Source organism: Gordonia rubripertincta (assembly GCF_038024875.1).
GTDB classification, from domain to species: domain Bacteria; phylum Actinomycetota; class Actinomycetes; order Mycobacteriales; family Mycobacteriaceae; genus Gordonia; species Gordonia rubripertincta.
The window spans coordinates 1,111,013-1,130,142 of the sequence record NZ_CP136136.1 but is presented as its reverse complement, the minus strand read 5'-3'; the positions used below and the strand labels follow the sequence as shown (position 1 = coordinate 1,130,142).

18 protein-coding genes are annotated in these 19,130 nt (G+C 66.6%); 10 read left to right on the top strand and 8 right to left on the bottom strand.

The features are described 5' to 3' along the window. Positions 1 to 40 precede the first annotated feature (40 nt). From RVF83_RS05050 to RVF83_RS05035, 4 genes are all read right to left on the bottom strand, one after another. On the bottom strand, positions 41 to 814 hold the full coding sequence (locus RVF83_RS05050) for a class I SAM-dependent methyltransferase (protein WP_005193794.1): 774 nt from the start codon (positions 812 to 814) through the stop codon (positions 41 to 43). Positions 815 to 916: 102 nt separating this feature from the next. After that, positions 917 to 2,311 (bottom strand): xylulokinase, encoded by a 1,395-nt coding sequence (locus tag RVF83_RS05045; protein WP_005193796.1) that lies wholly within the window; start codon positions 2,309 to 2,311, stop codon positions 917 to 919. Continuing rightward, positions 2,308 to 3,783 carry a mannitol dehydrogenase family protein gene (locus RVF83_RS05040; protein WP_005193797.1) on the bottom strand — a complete coding sequence of 492 codons (1,476 nt, stop codon included), beginning with the start codon at positions 3,781 to 3,783 and terminating at the stop codon, positions 2,308 to 2,310. Before RVF83_RS05040 ends, RVF83_RS05045 begins: the two co-directional genes overlap by 4 nt. Further along, on the bottom strand, positions 3,780 to 4,820 hold the full coding sequence (locus RVF83_RS05035; protein WP_051989221.1) for an NAD(P)-dependent alcohol dehydrogenase: 1,041 nt from the start codon (positions 4,818 to 4,820) through the stop codon (positions 3,780 to 3,782). The genes RVF83_RS05040 and RVF83_RS05035 overlap by 4 nt, the downstream gene beginning before the upstream one ends. A gap of 123 nt (positions 4,821 to 4,943) precedes the next feature. Here RVF83_RS05035 and RVF83_RS05030 point away from each other — a divergent pair, with 123 nt between their 5' ends. Genes RVF83_RS05030 through RVF83_RS05010 form a run of 5 tightly spaced genes read left to right on the top strand, consistent with a single transcriptional unit; the run spans position 4,944 to position 10,343 of the window. Continuing rightward, positions 4,944 to 5,987: a sugar-binding transcriptional regulator gene (locus RVF83_RS05030; RefSeq protein WP_005193801.1), complete on the top strand. Its 1,044-nt coding sequence runs from the start codon at positions 4,944 to 4,946 to the stop codon at positions 5,985 to 5,987. Continuing rightward, the gene (locus tag RVF83_RS05025) at positions 5,984 to 7,333 is read left to right on the top strand and encodes an ABC transporter substrate-binding protein (RefSeq protein WP_005193803.1); all 1,350 of its coding nucleotides are present in this window, start codon (positions 5,984 to 5,986) and stop codon (positions 7,331 to 7,333) included. The genes RVF83_RS05030 and RVF83_RS05025 overlap by 4 nt, the downstream gene beginning before the upstream one ends. A gap of 2 nt (positions 7,334 to 7,335) precedes the next feature. Beyond that, complete coding sequence (locus RVF83_RS05020; RefSeq protein WP_039879784.1) at positions 7,336 to 8,295, top strand: carbohydrate ABC transporter permease; 960 nt, start codon at positions 7,336 to 7,338, stop codon at positions 8,293 to 8,295. After that, entirely contained in the window at positions 8,295 to 9,182 is an 888-nt protein-coding gene (locus tag RVF83_RS05015) for a carbohydrate ABC transporter permease (protein WP_005193807.1), read from the top strand. The genes RVF83_RS05020 and RVF83_RS05015 overlap by 1 nt, the downstream gene beginning before the upstream one ends. A 54-nt stretch (positions 9,183 to 9,236) precedes the next feature. Further along, a complete protein-coding gene (locus RVF83_RS05010; RefSeq protein WP_005193809.1) occupies positions 9,237 to 10,343 on the top strand; it encodes an ABC transporter ATP-binding protein in 1,107 nt (368 codons plus the stop codon). A 1-nt stretch (position 10,344) separates the two neighbouring features. Here the strand turns inward: RVF83_RS05010 and RVF83_RS05005 are convergent, their stop codons facing one another. Together RVF83_RS05005 and RVF83_RS05000 are read right to left on the bottom strand one after the other, a co-directional pair. Continuing rightward, positions 10,345 to 11,127 (bottom strand): sulfite exporter TauE/SafE family protein, encoded by a 783-nt coding sequence (locus tag RVF83_RS05005; protein WP_005193810.1) that lies wholly within the window; start codon positions 11,125 to 11,127, stop codon positions 10,345 to 10,347. A 63-nt stretch (positions 11,128 to 11,190) separates the two neighbouring features. Further along, a complete protein-coding gene (locus RVF83_RS05000; protein ID WP_005193811.1) occupies positions 11,191 to 12,147 on the bottom strand; it encodes a DUF808 domain-containing protein in 957 nt (318 codons plus the stop codon). A 40-nt stretch (positions 12,148 to 12,187) separates the two neighbouring features. Between RVF83_RS05000 and RVF83_RS04995 the strand changes: the two genes are divergently transcribed. The 5 genes from RVF83_RS04995 to RVF83_RS04975 all read left to right on the top strand — a co-directional run bounded on the left by RVF83_RS04995 (position 12,188) and on the right by RVF83_RS04975 (position 17,069). Next, positions 12,188 to 12,328, top strand: coding sequence for a hypothetical protein (locus RVF83_RS04995; RefSeq protein ID WP_239581719.1), 141 nt, complete (start codon positions 12,188 to 12,190; stop codon positions 12,326 to 12,328). A 56-nt stretch (positions 12,329 to 12,384) separates the two neighbouring features. After that, positions 12,385 to 14,004: an ABC transporter substrate-binding protein gene (locus RVF83_RS04990; protein ID WP_005193813.1), complete on the top strand. Its 1,620-nt coding sequence runs from the start codon at positions 12,385 to 12,387 to the stop codon at positions 14,002 to 14,004. Beyond that, entirely contained in the window at positions 14,001 to 14,888 is an 888-nt protein-coding gene (locus tag RVF83_RS04985; RefSeq protein WP_005193814.1) for an ABC transporter ATP-binding protein, read from the top strand. The genes RVF83_RS04990 and RVF83_RS04985 overlap by 4 nt, the downstream gene beginning before the upstream one ends. After that, positions 14,885 to 15,658 carry an ABC transporter ATP-binding protein gene (locus RVF83_RS04980; protein WP_005193815.1) on the top strand — a complete coding sequence of 258 codons (774 nt, stop codon included), beginning with the start codon at positions 14,885 to 14,887 and terminating at the stop codon, positions 15,656 to 15,658. The genes RVF83_RS04985 and RVF83_RS04980 overlap by 4 nt, the downstream gene beginning before the upstream one ends. A gap of 76 nt (positions 15,659 to 15,734) precedes the next feature. Continuing rightward, the gene (locus RVF83_RS04975; protein ID WP_005193816.1) at positions 15,735 to 17,069 is read left to right on the top strand and encodes an NtaA/DmoA family FMN-dependent monooxygenase; all 1,335 of its coding nucleotides are present in this window, start codon (positions 15,735 to 15,737) and stop codon (positions 17,067 to 17,069) included. 56 nt (positions 17,070 to 17,125) lie between these two features. On the opposite strand, the gene RVF83_RS04970 is transcribed toward RVF83_RS04975, so the two are convergent. Both RVF83_RS04970 and RVF83_RS04965 read right to left on the bottom strand, forming a co-directional pair. Next, complete coding sequence (locus RVF83_RS04970; protein ID WP_005193817.1) at positions 17,126 to 17,983, bottom strand: oxygenase MpaB family protein; 858 nt, start codon at positions 17,981 to 17,983, stop codon at positions 17,126 to 17,128. Next, positions 17,980 to 18,966 carry an esterase/lipase family protein gene (locus RVF83_RS04965; protein ID WP_005193818.1) on the bottom strand — a complete coding sequence of 329 codons (987 nt, stop codon included), beginning with the start codon at positions 18,964 to 18,966 and terminating at the stop codon, positions 17,980 to 17,982. The genes RVF83_RS04970 and RVF83_RS04965 overlap by 4 nt, the downstream gene beginning before the upstream one ends. Between the last annotated feature and the right edge of the window lie 164 nt (positions 18,967 to 19,130).

The following is a 19,130-nucleotide window of genomic DNA, read 5'->3' as shown; positions in this document are numbered from 1 at the left end:
GGCGGGCCACTGACCGAGTGGCCCGCCCGTTGCCATGTCTCTAGGGCTTCGCGAGTGTCGCCCGCAGCTGGCTGAACCGGACAAGCGCGGGTTCGCCGACCATCGCCTCGTATCGGTTGATCACGGCGCCGACGAACCGGTCGGTCTCGGCCCCGGACAGTCGGCTCGTCCAGTCAGAGGCACCCACCGCGAACCAGGCGCGGAAATCGTCGACCGAATCGAACTGCCAGGACAGGTGTTTCACGGTCAGGTCGTCGACCTTGAACCCGGCGGCCGCGGCGAGTTCGCCGAAATGCTCGGGTTCGACGTGTTCGTATGGCGCGGTGAATCCCTCGAAATCGCTCGTCCACGGCGGATCGCACGTGACCAGCATGGCCACGTCCTCGATGCTCGGCCGGTCCGTCGCACAGACCATCTGCAGCACCGCCCGTCCCCCGTCGACGAGGCTGCGCGCGATCTGTCGTAGCGCCTCGCCTTGGTCATGGACCCAGTGCAGGGCGTTGAACGATACGGCGATGTCGAAGTCCTGGTCGAACGGCAGGGCGAGCACGTCGTCGACGTGGAACTGGACCCGCAGCATGTCGAATGGCACACGTGCGAGGGCCCGCTCGATCATCCGGTGCGAAGCGTCGACGCCGACCACCGAACCGTCGGGCAATCGGTCGGCGAGCAGCATCGTGATGAACCCGTCCCCGCAGCCGACGTCGAGAAGCCGCTCGGTGCCGCTGAGCGTGAGATCGGCGATCGACTCCTCGGCAACCATGCGCTGAAGTCCGCTCACCTCCGCGTACCGTGCACCATCCCAGTCGACCATCGCTTCTCCTGCCGTCGGAGCGTCGACGTCCATGGTCCGCCGCCTGCGGCTGCAGAGTGCGGGTTTCGTGCGATCTGACCGTGGGCTTGCGCTCCCTGCTGATCAGCGAGCGGAGGTGGCGACCATGTCCGCGATCTCGCGGTACCGGCCGTACACCTCAGGAGTGGCGGTCGCGGAGAGGGTTTCGCGGGGCATGTCCCATTCCGGCAGCTCGCCGGTGAGGGCCCAGGCGGCTTGACGTGCGGCACCGAGGGCCACGTGCTCGCCGTCGGCGGGGATCTCGACCTCGCCACCGAAGAGCGCCGGTGCGATCGCCCGCACCGCAGCTGATTTCGCGCCGCCCCCGGTCAGGAGGATGCGGTCGACGCGCACGCCCTGTTCTTCGATCTTCTCCCGGCAGAACACCAGCGACGAGATGAGCCCCTCGACCGCGGCGCGCGCGATCGACGCGGGACCGAAGTTGTCTGTGGTGATGCCGGTGAGGGTTCCGGTGGCGTCCGGGAGATTGGGGGAGCGTTCGCCCGCGAACCACGGCACCATCGTCAGTCCCCCGGCACCCGGATCGGCGGAGGTGGCGAGCCGTGCGAACTCGTCGAAGTCGACGCCGAGCATCTTCGCCGTCGACGCCAGCACCGGAGCGCCGTTGAGGGTGCACACCAGCGGCAGGTGCCGGCCGGTCGCGTCGGCGAAACCGGCGACCAAGCCGGCGGGGTCGCTGGGGGCGGTGTCCGACACGGCACACACCACGCCCGACGTCCCGAGGGACACCACCGCGTCTCCGCGTCGGGCCTGGAGCCCGAGGGCCGCGGCCGCGTTGTCGCCGGCACCTGGTCCGACGACCACCCCGGCGGCAGTCGTCCCGGCCCGGTCACCTGGTCCGACGACGGTCGGCAGCTGCGGGTTTCTCCCGCGAAAAGCCAGCTCCAGCAAGTCTTTCCGATACTCGCCGGTGGCCGCGCCGAAGTAACCGGTTCCCGACGCGTCGCTGCGGTCGGTGGTCAGCTCGGTGATGTCGGTGCTCCCGCGAAGCCGCCAGGTGAGCCAGTCGTGGGGGAGACACACCGCGGCGGTGGCATCGGCGTTCGCGGGTTCGTGGTCGGCGAGCCAGCGCAGTTTGGCGGCGGTGATGGCGGCGACCGGGACCACGCCGACCGCCTCCGCCCATACTCCCGGACCGCCGAGGTCGTCGACCAGATCGACGGCGCTCGAGGCGGATCGGACGTCGTTCCACAACAGGGCATCGCGCACCACTCGCCCAGACGCGTCGAGACACACCATCCCGTGCTGCTGCCCCGCGACCGACACCGCGGCCACGTCCTCGAATCCACCCGCGGCGGAGACGGCGTCGCCCAGGGCATCCCACCACCGGTCGGGGTGTACCTCGGTGCCGGCCGGGTGTGGTGCGCTCGCCGACCGGACGACTGTCCCGGTCTCGGCCTCGCAGATGACGACCTTGCACGACTGGGTGGACGAGTCGATCCCGGCGACCAGGGTCATGACAGCAGCTCGGTGAGTGTGGCGCGAGCACCCTTGGTACGCAGCGAATCCAGCGCGGCCAGGTACGGCGTCGTGAATTCCTCTTCGTCGGCAAGAGTTCCGAACAAGTCGCGGTCGGCGACGAACGCCAGTGGATCGGTCCGCGAGCGCTTCGCCCGCGGAACGAGCTCCGCGGCCAGGGGATCGACGACGTCGATGGGGTCGCCCTGTTCGTCGGTCCCCTCGGCGTACCGGGTCCAACTCGCGACGACGGCCGCGGCCAGCTCACTACGCTGCCCGGATGCCAGGCGTTCGCGGATCACCGGCAGCAACCACTTAGGGATACGGTCGGACGAGTCCTGGCACAGCCGGGCAATGGTGTCGGCGATGGCAGGGTTGGCGAAGCGCTCGAGAAGGGTGTTGATGTAGGACTCGACGTCGACGCCGGGCATCTCCTGCAGCGTCGTGCTGCCTTCTTCGATCATGTAGCGCCGCAGCAGTGTTCGGATGTCCGCGTCCGACGCGGCGTCGTGGACGTAGCGGTAACCGAGCAGATATCCGAAGTAGCACAGCGCCTGGTGTCCGGCGTTGAGCAGCCGGAGCTTCATCAACTCGTAGGGCGTCACGTCGTCGACGACCTGCACGCCGACTGTCTCGAGGGCGGGGCGGCCCATCGAGAAGTCGTCCTCGAGGACCCACTGGGTGAAGGGTTCGGCGACCACCGGCCATTCGTCGGCGATTCCGGTTCGAGCCGCCACCTCGTCGATGAGATCGGGAGGCGTTGCGGGAGTGATGCGATCGACCATCGAGTTGGGGAAGCGGGTGTTCGTCTCGATCCAGTCGGCAAGAGCCTCGTCGCGGAGCCGTGCGTAGGCGAGGAACGTCGACCGGGCCATGTGTCCGTTGCCCTGGATGTTGTCGCATGACATCACGGTGAACGACGGGATTCCGCGTTCGCGGCGTCGGGCGAGTGCTTCGGTGACCAAGCCGAAGACCGTACCCGGCGGTGCCGAGCCCTCGAGGTCCGCGACGATATCGGGGTTCGTGGCGTCGAATTCGCCGGTCGTGGGGGAGAAGTTGTACCCACCCTCGGTCACGGTCAGCGACACGATGCGGGTGGCCGGATCGCTGAGGCGTTCCAGGACTGCCTCGGGATCGTCGGGCGCGAAGAGGTATTCGACGATCGACCCGATCACGGCGGTCTCGGTGTCACCGTTCGGATGCTTCAGGGTGAGCGTGAACAGGCCGTCCTGGGGGACGAGCGCATCGCGCATCGCGGAATCTGCCGGCCGCACCCCGACACCACAGATGCCCCACTCCTTCGCGGCGGGATCCGCTGCTAGCAGTCGATCGAGATACATGGCCTGGTGCGCGCGGTGGAACGCGCCGACCCCGAAGTGCACGATGCCGGGCGTGACGGCGGTGCGGTCGTACGCGGGAACGGCGGCCCCGTCGATGCGGGTCAACGATTCGGCGTTCAGCGGGGTACTCATCGGCGAGCCTCTCCTGTCTGTTGGTCGGCGGCGCGCCACTCCGAGATGCCGGGATAGACGACGGCCTTGATGTTCCCGGGCCGGAGGTCGGCGTTGAGGGCGTCGGTGAGCTCGTCGAGACCGAAGCGTGCAGTGACCATGGCGTCGAGGTCAACGGCGCCGGTCCGGACAAGGGCAAGGGCGGTCGGCCAGGTGTTGGAATACCGGAAGACGCCGGTCACCACGAGCTCTCGGTTCTGGATCAGCGTGACCGGTAGTTCCATTGTGTCCGAACCCATTCCGACGAGTACGACGTGACCGCCGGGTCGGACCCGGGTCATTCCGTCCCGGACGGCGGCAGCAACGCCGCTCGCGTCGACGAAGGCATCGACCGGGTCGGTGTCCTCGCCGGGCGCGATCGCATGCGAGGCACCGAAGTCGGTTGCGCGTCGGCGCCGCTGCTCGTCGGGTTCACTGATCACGATGCGTGCCAGACCCGACGCGCGGGCGACCTGGGCGATCATCAACCCGATCGGTCCGGCGCCCGCGATGAGGATCGAGTCGCCGGCCGCGACCGCCGCCTTGCGGAGTGCGGCGATGCCCACGGACAGCGGTTCGAACAGGGCCGCGGCCTCGTCGGAGACCTCCGGCGGTACCGGATGCGCGAAATCGGCTCCGATGGTGACGTACTCGGCGAAGGCTCCGTCGATCGGCGGCGTCGCGTAGAACTCCATGTGCGGACACAGGTGGTAGTCGCCGCGTTTGGTCTCGGCGGTGGTCGGGTCGGGTCGTTGCGGCTCGATGGACACGCGTTCGCCGACACGGTTCGGGCTGACTCCGTCGCCGACCGCCACGATCACCCCGGACGCCTCATGACCGAGAACGAGCGGTGCGTCCACGACGTGGTCCCCGATGCGTCCATGGCGCAGGTAGTGGGTGTCGGAGCCGCAGACGCCGACTGCCCGCACCTCGACCAGCACATCTCCGCGTACGAGCCGCGGTGACCTGCGGGTTTCGGTGCCGACTGAGAGGTCCGGGTGCAGAACGCCGGCCCGCATCACCTGTGGAGCGCCCGGAATGTTCGGATCGGTTGTTGCGTGGGTCACACCAGGATGCTAGCTTACTGAGCATATTCACCGCTAGTGAGCATCTGCTCACGAGAGAACGGGAGTAGGCCATCGATGGCACCTCGTAAGCAGTCGGTCGACACCGCCGACGACCACCAGGGTTCGTCGGGACGGGCGGCGGGGCCGCGCGGCACCGACGCCGGCCAGGATCTGCGCTTGCTGGTCCGCGCCGCGACGATGTACCACCTCGAAGGCCTGACCCAGGCGGAGATCGCCGCCCGCCTCGGAGTCTCCCGACCCACAGCCGGCCGCCTGGTTGCCCGCGCCCGCGCGCAGGGACTCGTCCACGTCTCGGTCTCGGCGCCGCCGCATCTGTCGTCGTCGATCCACACCGAGCTCGAACGCGCGGTCGAGGAGACGTTCGGTCTGGACGAGGTCCTGGTGATCGACGAGATCGCCGACGGATCGACCACCGGCAACGCTGCACTGGGGCGGGCCGGGGCGTCGGTTCTGACCCGACGTATCCAGGCCGCGGACACCTTCGGGTTCACCTGGGGGCCCGAGCAGGTCGCGGTCGCCGACGCCATGGGAGCCGCAGCCTCCTGTCAGCGGGTCGTGCAGATGGACGGTTCGATGACGTCGGTGGAGTACCACACGGGTGTCGACCACGCCCTGTCGCGTTTCTCCGAACGCCTGCACGCCCGGCCTCTGCGCCTGGTCGCGCCGCTCTACGTCGATCCCGAGACGGTCACCGCCGTCAACCGCGATTCGATTCTTTCGCAATCGCTCTCGGCCGCCCGCGGTGCGCAGGTCATGCTCTTCGGCGTCGGTTCGGTCTCGACCTCGACCACCCTCTTCGAAGGCGCTTTCATCGACGCGATCGTTCTCGACGAACTCGTCGAACTGGGCGCGGTCGGCGAGATCGGCGGCCGGTTCTACGACGCAGACGGAAACGCGGTGGCATCGAGCCTCGTCGACCGGACCGTCTCGGTCTCCCTCGACGCGGTCCGCGCCTGCCCCACCTCGATCCTGGTCTCCGGTGGTGAGCACCGGCGGGAGTCCATCCTCGGTGCTCTCCGCGGTGGTTACGCCACCATCTTGGTCACCGACGTCCCCACGGCGGAATGGCTTGTGTTGCAAGAGAAAGGTGAACAATGAAGTTCTCCCGACCCCGGATGTTCGGCGCCCTGGTGGCGACCGTGACGCTGGTGATGACCGGCTGTTCCGGCGCCGGTTCCCTCACCGGTGGAGGCGGGCGCGAGATCACCGTCGCGATGGTCTCCAACTCCCAGATGCAGGACGCGGTCGCGCTGTCCGACCAGTTCGAAGAGCAGAACCCCGGCGTCTCGGTGAAGTTCGTGACGCTCTCGGAGAACGAGGCGCGCGCCAAGATCACCGCGTCGGTCGCCACCGGCGGCGGCGAGTTCGACGTCGTGATGATCAGCAACTACGAGACCCCGATGTGGGGCGAGTACGGCTGGCTGGTCAACTTGAGCCCGTACATGGACGCTGATCCGGAGTACGACGCCGACGACTTCATCCCGACGCTGAAAACCGCTCTGTCACACGATGGGTCGATGTACTCGGCGCCGTTCTACGGTGAGTCGTCGTTTCTGATGTACAACAAGAAGCTCTTCGAGCAGGCCGGGGTCACGCTCCCGGCGAATCCGACCTGGCCCGAGGTGGCGGAGGTCGCGAAGAAGCTCGACAACGAGCGCACTGCGGGGATCTGCCTGCGCGGCAAGCCCGGCTGGGGTGAGGTGCTCGCTCCGCTCAACACCGTCATCAACGCCTTCGGCGGCCGTTGGTACGACGAGGAGTGGAACGCGCAGCTCGACAGCCCGGAAGTCGAGGCGGCCGTGCAGTTCTACGTCGACACCGTCCGTAACCACGGTGAGGCCGGCGCGTCGTCGTCGGGCTTCCAGGAGTGCGGAAATCTCCTGTCCCAGGGGCAGGTTGCCATGTGGTACGACGCGACGTCGGCGGTCTCGGTCCTCGAGAGTCCGGAAACCTCGTCGATCGCCGGCGATGTCGGCTACCTCCCCGCACCGAGCATGGCCAAGCAGGACAACGGTTGGCTCTACACCTGGTCGCTCGGCATCCCCACCAGCAGCAAGCACCCGGACGAGGCGTGGTCGTTCATCCGCTGGATGACGAGCAAGAGCTACATCGAATACGTGTCGGAGAAGCTCGGACCCAGCCACGTTCCGCCGGGCAGCCGGCTGTCGACGTACGAATTGCCTGCGTACAAGGAACTCGCGAAGCCGTTCGCCGAGCAGACATTGACCTCGATGCAGGCCGCGAACCAGCTGAAGCCCACTCTGCAGCCGGTGCCCTACACCGGGGTGCAGTTCCTCGCGATCCCTGAGTTCCAGGATCTCGGTACCCGTGTCAGCCAACAGATCTCGGCGGCCATCGCCGGACAGATCAGCGTCAAGGACGCGTTGGCCCAGTCCCAGGAGTATGCCGAGGTCGTCGGCAAGTCCTACCAGAGGGAGCAGTGATCATGGCCACCGCAGTCTCGACGCGCTCGCCCGAGGAATCCTCGCCCGAGCGGACACCACTGACGTCATCCCGCGACCGCATCTCGCGGGCGGAGGGGTGGCGGCGACGCGGACCCCTGCTGCCGGCCCTGATCTTCATGATCGTGGTCACGCAGGTCCCGTTCGTTTTCACCCTGTATTACTCGACCCAGTCGTGGAACCTCGTCCGTCCCGACTCCCGAGCGTTCGTCGGCCTCGACAACTACGTCGCGGTCTTCGGTGACAGCCAGTTCTGGCGGGTCACGGTCAACACGATCCTGCTGATCGTCGGCACCGTGCTGATCTCGGTGATCCTCGGACTGATCTTCGCGCTGCTGCTGGACCGTAAGTTCCTGGGACGCGGCGTGGTGCGGACCCTGCTGATCACCCCGTTCCTGGTGACACCGGTGGCGGCGGCACTGCTGTGGAAGACCAGCCTGCTGTCGCCGACCAACGGCCTGGTCAACTGGATGCTGAGCCCGTTCGGCGTCAAGGTCGACTGGCTCTCGGAGTTCCCCCTGATGAGTGTCATGGCCGAATTGGTCTGGCAGTGGACGCCGTTCATGATGCTGCTCATCCTCGCCGGACTCCAGTCGATGCCCCGCGACGTCCAGGAGGCCGCCCGCGTCGACGGTGCGACGAGCTTCCGGCTGTTCCGTGAGCTGACGCTGCCGCACCTGCGGCGGTTCATCGAACTCGGCGCCGTGCTCGGCGCGATCTACCTGGTCAACACCTTCGACGCGGTGTACATGATGACCTCGGGTGGCCCGGGAGTCTCGAGTTCGAACCTCTCGTACTACATCTACCAACGCGCCTTCCTCGGCTTCGACATCGGTCAGGCCGCCGCGATGGGTGTCGTGACGGTGGTCGGCACGATCGTGGTCGCCACGCTCGCACTGCGTCTGATCTTCACATCATTCTCCGGAACAGAGGAGCCGGCCTGATGAGCACCGACATCCGCCCCGACCGCACCGCGGAGGGTCCCGCAGAACAGCGCCCCGGCAGGGAGATCCGACGACGTCGCAACCCCCGAGGGGGTCTGTTGACCGCGGTCACCTGGATCATCGCGATCGGATTCTTCTTCCCCGTCCTGTGGATGGTCCTGACCGCGTTCAAGCAGGAGAGCGACGCGGCCACCAACCCGCCAACCTTCTTCTTCGAACCGACCCTGCAACAGTTCCGCGACGTCTTCGACGCGGGAATCGCGACACCGCTGCTGAATTCGCTGTTCGCGACCATCGTCTCCACCATCCTGGTGCTGCTGCTCGGCGTACCCGCCGCATTCGCCCTGTCACTCCGGCCGGTGCGAAAGACCAAGGACGCCTTGTTCTTCTTCATCAGCACCAAGATGCTGCCGATCGTCGCGGCGATCATCCCGCTGTACGTGATCGTCGGCGAGATCGGCATGCTCGACAACATCTGGACTCTGGTGATCCTCTACACCGCGATGAACCTCCCGATCGCCGTGTGGATGATGAGGTCCTTCTTCCTCGAGGTCCCCGGCGAACTGCTCGAGGCCGCCAGCATCGACGGCGCGAGCCTGTGGACCTCGGTGCGGGAGGTCATCCTTCCGCTGATCTCGCCCGGGATCGCCGCCACCGCCCTGATCTGCGTGATCTTCTCGTGGAACGAATTCTTCTTCGCCGTCAACATGACCGCGGTCAACGCGCAGACGATGCCGGTGTTCCTGACCGGCTTCATGTCCGGGCAGGGCCTCTACTGGGCGCAGCTGTCGGCAGCGTCCGTCCTCGCCGCACTGCCGGTCGTCATCTGCGGTTGGATCGCCCAGAACAAGCTGGTCCGCGGGCTCTCGTTCGGCGCGATCAAGTGATCGCCGCCCGCACCCACCGACTCGAAAACCTTTGAGACAGAACCGGAGAACATCATGGCTTCCATCACCTACGACAAGGCCTGCTGCGTCTACCCGGGCGCGGACAAGCTGGCCGTCGACTCCCTCGACCTCGACATCAAGGACGGCGAGTTCGTCGTCCTCGTCGGACCGTCGGGTTCCGGCAAGTCCACCGCACTGCGCATGCTGGCCGGCCTGGAGGAGATCGATTCCGGGCAGATCCGCATCGGCGGTGACAACATGGTCGGCGTCGCGCCCAAGGACCGCGACATCGCGATGGTCTTCCAGAACTACGCGCTGTACCCGAACAAGACCGTCGGGGAAAACATGGGTTTCGCGCTGAAGATGCGTGGTGTGCCTCTGGAGGAACGCAAGCGCAAGGTCGCCGAGGCCGCGAAACTGCTCGACCTCACCGACTTCCTCGACCGAAAGCCGGCCAAGCTGTCCGGCGGTCAGCGCCAGCGTGTGGCGATGGGACGCGCGATCGTCCGTGAACCGCAGGTGTTCTGCATGGACGAGCCGCTGTCCAACCTCGACGCCAAGCTGCGCGTCCAGACCCGCACCCAGATCGCAGCACTGCAGCGTCGTCTCGGCACCACCACGGTCTACGTCACCCACGACCAGGTCGAAGCCATGACCATGGGCGACCGGGTTGCGGTCCTCAAGAACGGTCAGCTGCAACAGTTCTCGACCCCAACCGACCTTTACGACAAGCCGGTCAACGCCTTCGTCGCCGGGTTCATCGGCTCGCCCGGGATGAATCTGTTCACCGCACCCGTCACCGACGGCACCATCACCATCTCCGGTGGCACGGTGGACATCGACGCCGAATCCGAGGCGGCGCTGCGTCGTTCCGGTCTCGACTCGGTGATCGTCGGCATCCGCCCCGAACACCTGGCCCTCGCCGACGGTGGCACCGGCATCGAGGCGGAGGTCGCGCTGCTGGAAGAGCTCGGCAGCGAGACCTACATCTACGCCAACCTCGCCGATCAGTCGGTGAAGAGTCTCGACGGCGAATCGATGGTCATGGTCGCGCGGTCGGCGGAACGGTCACCGGCCAAGCGTGGCGAAGGCATCCGGCTGCGCCAGTCCGACACAGCTGTTCATCTTTTCGATCCGTCCACCGGCGACCGCCTGGTCTGACTCAGGCCAGCAACCGCCACAACCCGATCAGGCCGACGACGACGATCACCCCGCGTAATGCGCGGGGTGAGAGTCGTCGACCGTAGCGGGCCCCGATGACGCCGCCGAGGAGTGAGCCGACGGCGATGACTGCGGCCGCCGACCAGTTGATCCGGTCGAAGGCGACGAGCGTGTAGGTGACGGCCGCGACGACGTTCACGACCAGGGACAGCAGGTTCTTCGCGGCGTTCATCCGCTGCAGGTGGTCGGGGACCACGACACCGAGGATCGCCATCAGCATGATCCCCTGGGCGGCGGTGAAGTACCCGCCGTAGATGCCGACCGCGAACGTGCCGGCCACCATCGCGGCAATGCGGGCGGGGGTCAGGCGCGGCGTGCCCAGGTGCGTCGGCGCGGTGGACCGACGACCGACCCACTTCTGGATCCACGGTTGCACGACGACCAGGATCAGAGCCGCCACCAGCAGGATCGGCACGATCGCCTCGAACACCGTCTCCGGCAGATGGAGCAGCAGCCAGCAGCCGACGATCGCGCCCACGAACGACGCGGGGATCTGCCATCGCAGCTGCGGCCACTGGCCCTCGAGTTCACGTCGGTATCCCCAAGTACTGGACACTCCGCCCGCGACGAGACCGATGGCGTTGGAGATGGTCGCACTGACCGGCGGGACCCCGAACGCGACGAGCGTCGGGAAGGTGATCAGGGTGCCGCTACCGACGACCGCGTTGATCGCGCCCGCACCCACACCGGCCAGCAGGACGGCGAACAGTTCCCATGTACTCACGACTTCTGAGGGTGCCCGGTGCGTCCGGTGGGTCGGTCACCGGGGTGGATCCCAGGGGGGGTCTCAGTGGGCCGGGGTCGCGTCCTTGTTCTTCCGCTTCGGGATGAAGTGCAGGATCGCGACGAGGATCGCGCCCACGATCAGGCCGACGACCGCGGACAGGACGGTGCCCGCCGTCCAGGACAGCACCCCGCCGAAGCCGCCGTGGACCAGCTCGCCGAACCAGTGCTCGACGTGATGGAGCTGGTCGGCGAGCCAGTGGAAGCCGGCCTCACCCACGTTGACGATGAGGATGTGCCCGCCGACCCACAGCATCGCGGCGATACCGACCACGGTGAGGGTCGACATGATCTTGGGCATCGCGGTGACCAGCCCGCGGCCGACCTTCTGACTGAACGTCGACTCCCGTTGTGCGAGCGCGAGCCCGACGTCGTCCATCTTCACGATGATCGCGACCACGCCGTAGACGAGTGCGGTGATCAGGAACGCGACGACGATCAAAACGCCCAGGCGAGTCCAGAACGGTTCGTTCTCGACCGAGGACAGCGAGATCACCATGATCTCGGCCGAGAGGATGAGGTCGGTGCGGATCGCGCCGCTGACCATGTGCTTCTCGAATTCGGGATCGCCCTTCCTGGACCCGGACCCCTCCTCGTGATGACCGCCGGTGATCGCCTCGTAGACCTTCTCCGCACCCTCGTAGGAGAGGAACAGACCGCCGGCGATCAACAGATACGGCAGGGCCTGCGGGAGGAACTGACTGAGGATCATCGCGACGGGCAGGATGATCAGCAATTTGTTGCGGATCGAGCCGATCGCGATCTTGCGGACGATCGGCAGCTCGCGGTCGGGGGTGAACCCGTCGACGTAGCGCGGGGTCACCGCGGTGTCGTCGACGACGACGCCCGCAGCCTTCACACTCGCCTTTCCGGCCGCGGCGCCGATGTCGTCGAGTGACGCGGCGGCGGCACGGGTGAGTGTCGCGATGTCGTCGAGCAGAGCGACGAGACCACTGGCCACGGGGACCTCCCGGTTCGATGAGCGTGGGTCATCGAACAGTATGCCGAAACGACCGACGGCGTCGGTCATCCGTGCGGTCGGACGCTGGTGGCCCGCCCTGTTCCCGGTTCTCGCACTCGCCTACTCGGTGTGGGCTGCCTCCCGGGTCACCGCCTTCATCTCCCGTCGCCGACGGGTCTGACCATCAGACATCCGACTGCCTCTCTCAACCCTTCCCAGAACGGAGCCCCGACAACCATGAAACGACTGTCCACCCTGGTGAGCGGAACCGCGCTCGCCCTCGCCGCCGCACTGACACTCAGCGCGTGTGGTGGCGGGTCGTCGAACGACTCCGCCGAGGGCGGGGTGGTCATCGTGACCGCCGCCCAGCCGCCGAGCTTCAGCTACGAGACCAGCGCAACCGGTTACGAGGCTGCCGAGTTCTTCCTGAACACCGGCGCCACCCTCATCCGCAACCCGTACATCGCAGGGTCCGACGGACTCTCGGCACACCAGGAGCTCTTCAAGTTCGAGCCCGTGCTGGCCAAGAGCTACGAGGTCAGCCCTGACGGCGAGACCTACACCTTCCACCTCAACACCGAGGCCAAGAGCGCCGCCGGCAATGCCCTCGACGCCGACGACGTGATCTTCTCGTTCAAGCGCAAGTTCGAGGTCGACACCAGCATCGTGTCCTTCGTCAGCGCTCCGGTCATCACCTCGCCCGACCAGGTGAAAAAGGTCGACGACGCCACCGTCGCCATCTCGATCGCCGATCCGTCGCACGGCTTCACGCTGCTGTCGCTGCTGGCGAACTCCCCGTACGCCATCTACGACTCCGAGGTGCTGACGGCGAACGCCACTCCGGACGACCCGTACGGCGTCGAGTACTCGAAGACCAACGCGGACTTCGGCTTCGGTGCGTACAAGCTGACCAGCTACACCCCCGGCCAGCAGATGGTCTATGAGGCCAACCCCGGATACGCTCTCGGCGAGCCCGGGGTGAAGCGTGTCGTCCAGCGCGTCGTCGCCGACGCCGGCCAGCGCTCCAACCTCGTCAAGAGCGGTGACGCATCGGTTGCCACGCAGCTGCGTCCCGCGGACCAGGTCGCCCTGCGCGATGCCAACGCCGCCCAGATTTTCACGGTGCCCAGCAATGCCTACGTCTACGTTCCGCTGACCACCACCAAGGCGCCGTTCGACAACGTCGAGGTCCGCCGCGCGTTCTCCCACGCGGTTCCCTACGACGCGATCATGAAGGACGTCTACAAGGGTCGGCTGGGTCCGATCTCGTCGATCCTGAACGACACGCTGCCGGACTACAACGGCGACGGGTTGAAGAGCAACACCACCGATCCGGCGAAGTCGCTGGAGATCCTGCGCAACGCGGGGATCACCACCCCGGTGAAGTTCGAGCTGACCGTCAACAACGCCGTGCCGGATCTCAAAGAGACTGCCGTCCAGATCCAGACGGCGGCCCGCGCTGCGGGATTCGAGGTCACGATCAACGAGGTGAACTCGGCGGTGTTCCAGGAAGGTCTGGCCAACAAGACGTTCCAGGCATCGATGGGCCGTGACTACGCGGTCGTGCAGTCCCCGCCGTACGTGCTGTCGCTCTTCTACACCCCCGGATCGCCGATCAACTGGCCGGACTTCGATTACGCACCGCTGAACAACGCCATCGCTGCGGGCAACGCCTCCGGCGAGCCGCTCACCCCGGCCGCCTGGGGCAAGTGGAACGAGGCCGAGCGCGTCCTGCAGGACCAGATGCCGACGGTGTACATCGGATACGTACAGCCGCTCAACGCATTCGCCAACGGTGTCGAGGGTTACGTCTTCCGCACCGACAGCGTGATCGACTACTCGGAGCTCAAGCCATGACCACGCTCACCGACCAGGTCGCGGTAGCCGAAGAGGACCTCACGGGCACTCCTGCCCCGGTCCTCGAGGTCACCGATCTGACGATCCGTTACGGCGGGGTGGAGAAGATCCACCCGACCTCCTTCACGATCGGCCGGCGCGAGCGGGTCGCCATCGTCGGCGAGTCGGGCTCGGGGAAGTCGAGCATCGCCAACGCACTCGGCGGGTTCATCCCGCCTGGAGTGGGCGAGGTGTCGGCGGCGACGATGTCGCTGTCGGGTCGCTCGCTGCTGGCGGGGAAGGCTCAGAGGATCCCGGCTCGGCGCGAGGGGATCTCGATGATCTTCCAGGACGCCATGAGCTCCCTCGATCCGATCTGGTCGGTGGGCAGTCAGCTCACGGCGGTCCTGCCGAAGAGCAGGTACGGCTCCCGCAAGGCGCGGGCCGCGGTCGCGGAGGCCCGCCTGGAGCAGGTCGGCATCGTCGAACCGCGCCGGGTGATGTCGTCGGTACCCGGCCAGCTCTCCGGCGGCATGCGTCAGCGCGTGATGATGGCGATCGCACTGGCGTCCGAGCCCGAATTGCTCGTCGCGGACGAACCGACGAGTGCACTCGACGCGTCCCTGGCGGTGTCGGTCATGGAACTCATGACCGGCCTCACCATCGAGAACGGTGCGTCGCTGGTCTTCATCACCCACGACATCGCGCTTGCACGACGTTTCGCCGACAAGGTGCTCGTCATGCAGGCCGGCAGCGCCGTGGAGATCATCGCCGCCGCCGACCTCGATCATGCGACGCACCCCTACACCCGGGGATTGCTGGAATGCATGCCCACGCTGAGTTCGGCTCAGCTGGACCGTCTTCCGACCCTGGAGACGGTCATGAGAGAGGAGGCGGCAGCATGAGCACGATCATCGAGGTCGTCGACGTCCACAAGCAGTACGGGCGCAAGGTGACCGCTGTCGGCGGGGTGACCACCAAGCTGGAGAGCGGCCGAGCCACCGGGATCGTCGGCGAAAGCGGTTCGGGCAAGTCGACTCTCGGCAAGATGATCGTCGGACTCACCACGCCGACCTCGGGGCAGGTCCTCGTCGACGGCCGCGACCTGTCCCGGCTTCTCGAACGTCGTCCCGGCCGCCTCGCGTACCGCCGCAAGGTGCAGCTCGTGGCCCAGGACACCACCACGACGTTCGATCCCCGGCGGATCATCCGCGAGGCGATCCGACGCCCGGCGCAGATCCTCGGCGGGCTCGACGAGAAGGCGGCCGACGCCGCCGTGGACGCGATCGTCGCCGAACTCGGCATCGCTCCCGAACTCGTCGAGCGGTTTCCGCACCAGCTCTCCGGCGGTCAGCGGCAACGTCTTTCGATCGCACGGGCGCTCGTCGCCGGGCCGGACATCCTGGTCTGCGACGAGGCGGTGAGTGCGCTCGACGTGTCGGCCCAGGCGGTGGTCCTCAACCTCCTCAAGAACTACGTGAAGACGCACTCGCTCGGGCTCGTCTTCATCTCGCACGGACTCCCGGCGACTGCCTTCATCACCGACGACCTGCTCGTGATGAACCGCGGCAGGGTCGTCGAATCGGGCGAGACGAGGTCGATCCTCGAGGCGCCGTCGAACGACTACACGCAGACGCTGGTCGGCGCCTACCAGGCCATGGAAGCAGCGGCCTGACCCCACCCGCGACTCGCCGGCCGCCCCGGCCGGTGGCAACACATCTCACAACCATTTCTCACGACAGGAGATCGCAATGTTCCACATGGGTTGGTTCCTCGGAGACGGCTTCGGCATTCACCCCTGGAGCCCGACGAACGGTGACGGTCCGTGGACCGGCACCAACCACCTGGACTGGATGAAGCCCGACATCCACGTCGACATGGCCAAGAGTCTCGAACGTGCCGGCTTCGACTACATCCTCATCGAGGACACCTCGATGGTCGAAGATTCCTATAAGAACTCCGCCGAGACCTCGCTGCGTCGCGGCTTCATGGCCCCCAAGAACGACCCGCTGCCGCTGGTGCCGCTGATGACCCAGCAGACCAAGCACATCGGCATCATCCCGACCGTGTCGACCATCCAGTACCCGCCGTTCCTCGCGGCGCGTGCGTTCACCACCCTCGATCACCTCACCGAGGGTCGCGTGGGCATGAACGTGGTCACCAGCGTCACCGACCGCGTCGCCCAGAACTTCGGTTACGAACGGCATCTCGAGCACGACGAACGCTACGAGATGGCGATGGAGTGGATCGACGTCGTCAAGGCGCTGCAGAACTCGTGGGAGGAGGGCGCCGTCATCGCCGATCCCTACTCCGGTGTCTACGCCGACCACACCAAGGTCAACCCGATCGAGTTCGTCGGCAAGTTCTTCAAGTGCCGCGGCCCGCTGAACACCATCCCGGGCCCGCAGCGCGAGGTCCCCGTGTGCTCGGCCGGCAGCTCGGAGCCCGGTCGCGTGCTCGCCGCCAACTACGACGACACCCAGATCGCCATCGTCAAGGACGCCGCGGACGCAAAGGCCTACCGAGCGGACATCCGTGCGCGCGCGGCCGCCGCCGGACGCAACCCCGACCACATCAAGGTCCTCTTCATCGCGACCCCCACGATCGCGGCCACCGACGCCGAGGCCCAGGCAGCCTACGAAGCGGCTCAGGCATTCCGCAAGACCGACAAGGCCATCGAGTACAACCTGTGGAACATGTCCTACACCTCGGGCGGCCGCATCGACTTCGGCGCCATCGACCCCGACACCAGGGTCGGCGACATCGACCTGTCCAAGCAGAACGGCGAGTACACCTCGATCGCCGGTCTGTTCGGCGGCCGCGAGGACGAGACCCTGCGCGAGGTCGTGGCGAGCAGCTTCCAGGTCAAGGACATGGGTCTCGTCGGTTCACCGTCGACCATCGCCGACAAGATGGGCGAGATCATGGAGGAGGCGGGCGGCGACGGCTTCCTGTTCTACCTGCCCACCACGCGTATGAACCTGGCGATGATCTCCGACGGTCTGGCGCCCGAGCTGCGCCGCCGTGGACTCATCCGCGACGAGTACACCGGCTCGACCCTGAGGGAGAACCTGCGCGCCTTCTGATCACCGAAGCCGCTGTGCTCCCGCATGATTCGTTGTGCGGGAGCACTGTCGTTCGTTTACCGGTACGCCGCGCGCGCGTGGGGAACCATGCGGACAGCCCTGGGCAGACGCGGGACGATCACCCGCGACTGCAGCGAGATCAGGCGGAAGAGGAAGCGCCGTGCGGCGCCCCAATCGATGCCGAGCAGATCTCGCAGTTCCGGCGTGAGAAGCCCTGCGGTGACGGTGCCCAGCACGAGCCCGGCCACCGGACGGACCGTGGCGTTCCAGACGAGCGCGTGCCGTAGAACCGGGATGTGCGGCGGCGGTTTCGGCGACGTCACCACACCGAAGACGCGATCGGTCATGTCGGAACGCTCGAGTCGGGTGCGGGTCATCTCGTCGAACCAGGCGCAGAACGCATCCCAGTTCTCCGGCATGTCCTGCTCGCGCACCCCGTACATACGCCCGACCTGACGCATCTCGAGGTAGAACTGCTCGACCTCGCCGGGCCTCCACCCACGACCCAGTTCTCTCTGCTGGGTGTAGATCCCGTGCACGAGACTCGCGTGAACCCAGTGGAACGCTTCGGGATTCAGTGAGCTCCAGCGGGAGCCGTCGGGATTGCGGCCCTTGATGTCGCGGTGGCGTTCGCGCAGCCGGCGCGCCATGGTGAGTGCGTCGTCGCGGCCGTAGACGACGCCCATGATCATGTCGAGTGTGCGTTCGGCGCGTCCGTACGGGTCGGTCTCGAAGACCGAGAACTCGCGCACGCCGGTCGCCACCACGGGGTGGGCGACGTCGATGAGGAGCCGACGGGGCGCACCCAGGACGAAGGTCAGGTCGCCGAATACTTTCCACGCGACCGAATCCGGTCCGAGGGGAGTCATCTCGGAGTTGTCGACGGACGCGTCGGGGACCGGGTCCGCGGTCATCGGCCTTCACTCATTCCGGGGTAGAAGGGATCGACCTGGAAGCAGGGTACGCGGGTGGCCTCGGCGGGAGTCAACGCATTCCGCACGTGACGCCAGGCGCGCTCACTGAACGCGATGGACAGGTGCTCGGAGAGATCTACCGGACAGGCCTCCTGCAGAAGGATGTTCGTGACGTTGTCACCCTCGAGGAAGCCGTTGGTGAACGGGGTCGCGATCTCGTCGTACTTGGTGACGATCGTCGTGTAGTGCGGTCCCGGCTTGGTGTCACCGTTGCCGTAGACCTTGCGAACGAGGTCCGAATACTGTGCCTGCTGTGCGAAGGCCGGGAACAGTGCCTTGAAGATGTCGTAGCCGACGGGTCCGAACGGTGGAATGAAATACCGGACGTAGGTGAGCATGTCGCCCGTCGAACCGTGGTTGCCGGGCGCGATGCCGATGACCTTGTCGACCTTCTTGTCACCGCCGAGAAAGTCGATGTAGTAGTGCGGCAACAAGCCACCGCCCTGCGACCAACCGACCAGATCGACCTTCTTCGCGCCGGTGCGTCGCATGATCCGGTCGATGTTGCGTGAGACCTCGCGGGCCGACCGCTCGATGTCGGCGAGACCCTGGATGGGGAAGCTCGGGATCGGCGTGATGTTGCCGTAGTTGAGCGTGTAGACGCAGTATCCGCGGTTGGCGAGGTACGGGGCGCCGGCACTGTAGGCCCACTGGGTGGTGGCGGTGGCGTTCAGCAGGATCACCGGGTTGGGGCGGTCCTCCGTGAGTTTGCACGACGGGTCGTTGGCGCCCGGTGGGGACCAGTTCGCGTCCAACGTCTGGTTGAGCGCGTCGGGGATGGCGGACCGGAAGTCCCAGGACACGGGGTACTTCGTGGACGGCGCGGCCGCGGCCGCGCCGACCCCCGAAAGGCCCGCCGTCGCCGTCATCGTGCACACCACGGCAGCGGTGACGAGCGTCGTCAATCGTCGAAGACTGAACATGTTCCTCCACCCTCTATCTGAAGACAGATGTTGTCAGAGTTGCCGCGAAAGCGCAATGAATCAGTTACCTGCTTACGGTGGCGGACACCCTCGTCGCCGCCGGAAACCCGGCCACGGCCCGGTATGCGTTGGGGCCGAGCCGATTTCGGCGAAGCGGACATGGC